Origin of the sequence: Bacillus cereus group sp. BfR-BA-01347 (assembly GCF_022663835.1) — a bacterium.
Classification (GTDB): Bacteria; Bacillota; Bacilli; order Bacillales; family Bacillaceae_G; genus Bacillus_A; species Bacillus_A thuringiensis_K.
On record NZ_JAKUGG010000064.1, the window covers coordinates 1 to 2426 of the forward strand.

The window sequence follows — 2426 nt, forward strand, 5'->3', positions numbered from 1 at the left end:
TTAAGCTCTCTAGCGCCGATGGTAGTTGGGACCTTGTCCCTGTGAGAGTAGGACGTCGCCAAGCAAAAACCTAAGTCGTTTCGACTTAGGTTTTTTTGTGTTTATTTTTATTATTTTAAATATAAAGGTAAGAATTACCTTTATGAGAATATAGTTCAGATGTAAAAAGAATGTTTGTAATCTTATATAAAAAGGTTATGTGAAAAATAGCAATATAGCTCTTTTTGCATAACCTTTTGTGTTTTTAAAGGATTTTACATAAGAAAAATTCTATAATTAAGGTAGTTAACATATATTTTTGATGGGTGTGGGGGATTATGAAAGAAATATGCATGTTATTAGTGGCTGTTATATTATGGGGCACAGCCATTGCGCCAACAAAATGGGCGTTAGAATCTATTCAGCCGTTTACTTTGTTATTTATTCGCCTTTTCTTTGCAGGTGGAATTTGCATGATATTCTCATTTAAGCAATTAAAAAAATCAGTTGTACATAAAAAAGTTTCATGGAAAAGAATGAGTTTGTTAGCTTTTACCGGTGTAGCTGGTTATTTTATGTTTACATCCTACGGCATTTCTTTAACAAGTGGATTACATGTGAGTATTATAGATGCTGCATTACCATTAGTTACAATTCTTTTTTCAGCACTCTTTTTGAAAGAGGAAATTCGATTGAATTATTGGATAGGAATTATATTGGGTGCTATAGGAGTACTCTTTATTACGATTCCATCTAAAAGTGCTAATCAAGAAGTGTCTTTAATAGGAGATATACTGATATTATTAAGTACTTTTCTATTTGCTTTCTACACAGTTTTGCTAAAACGACCAAAACAAGAACAGTATTTATCAAACGAGGTTTTTACAACATTAACTTTAATTATTGGAGCTGTTATTCTCTTACCGTTTGCACTGGTAGAAATTTTTTATTACGGTCTCCCAAAGGTTGAAACTTGGAAAACGGGACTTAGTGTAATATACCTTGTTATTGGAGCAACAATTTTAGCATATTGGTTTTGGAATAAAGCGCTAGAGAGAGTTTCAGCATCAGTGAGCGGATTATATTTAAATGCATTACCATTAATAAGTATTGTTACTTCAATTATTCTATTAAATGAATTTCTGACCTGGAGAGTAATAATGGGAGCAAGTTTAGTCTTAATAGGAGTAGGATGGGCAGATAAGCAAAAGTTATGTAATCTATTAAAAGGTAACAAGGTGGAGAATAGAGACTGTTAAACAGTATGATTTGTATAAATGAAATGTTAAAAAGATACCTTGTATATGAGGTATCTTTTTTATTTAGCAAAGATAATAGACTAAAATTAGTATAGATATTCTTTGCTGTATTTATATGTGTCGAAATCATTTTGAAATATTGTTTGAACAAGTTGTATACATTCAGTATTATAAAAGCTTTCAAAAGTTGGATGACGGGGAAATAAAGGGTTAGTAATATCGCCTTCGCTAAAATTCCCTTTATAAATCATGGCGGGGAGTTTGATGATGCCATGATGTTGAGAACTCATTTATTGGTGCGGTTTTTAATTCGAAACGCTTTTCTAATTTTTTTATTTCCTGATCGAAGTTTTCTAAGTATATATAATTGGTCACATATTCTTCTTCACCAGCTATATATTGTTGTGTGAAATGTGGGTTAATATCACTTGCGTGAGCCCCTTTCATAAATAGATAGTATAGAAATTATTTAAATGAGATCCCTTTGGGAGAATTTTCATCTTGATATAAAAACTTTCGGATGGGTTTCCATTCGGGATTTTCCATATAAGGAGGTCCAATTAAGGATATGAAAGAACTGACTGCTCTTCTATAAGGGTTACGAACAAGTTTAAAAGTTTCTTTTTGTTTTTCTCGTAACGCTACCCCTAGTCGTGCACCATAGGCAGGTGTACTTTTGTATATATCATATTCATAATTATGAATGAAAGGACTATAACTTAGAGCTGTTTGTAATAAATCAATCTGGTAAAAGAACCACTTAGCAAGAGAAGTACAGCCGCTTTTTTGACTCCAAAATAGAATGATTGGAAACTTCCTATGATAGTGTGGGCTTCTTGAATGGGAGTTTATGACGTGTAATAAAGAAGGATTGAACAAGTTCTACACTTCTTTCAGTTATCTTATTGATATCTATGAGAAACAAAAGGGAGGTATGAAAGCCTTTTTTATCTTTTTTTTTTAAAATGAAAGATTAATATTGACTATTATTATATAGAGGTGTAATATAAGACAAGTCGCTGATGACATTGACATCGCAAGCGACAAACGAAATAAAAAACTTAGTTGACATTAACTAACGAAGATGTTAACATAAGGAAGTCGCAAATGAGCGACCAAGTAGTTCTTTGAAAACTGAACGAAACAAACAACGTGAAACGTCAATTTTTATTTTAGATGCTAGACAAA

Annotated in this window: 1 protein-coding gene and 1 pseudogene; one reads left to right on the forward strand and one right to left on the reverse strand. The window is 31.9% G+C overall.

What is annotated here, in order from left to right; translation table 11 throughout:
• Positions 1-317: 317 nt before the first annotated feature.
• Entirely contained in the window at positions 318-1238 is a 921-nt protein-coding gene (locus MR143_RS32595) for a DMT family transporter (RefSeq protein ID WP_000658273.1), read from the forward strand.
• A gap of 86 nt (positions 1239-1324) precedes the next feature.
• Here MR143_RS32595 and MR143_RS32600 read toward each other — a convergent pair.
• Positions 1325-2117, reverse strand: a pseudogene (locus tag MR143_RS32600) (sulfotransferase family 2 domain-containing protein).
• Positions 2118-2426: the final 309 nt, after the last annotated feature.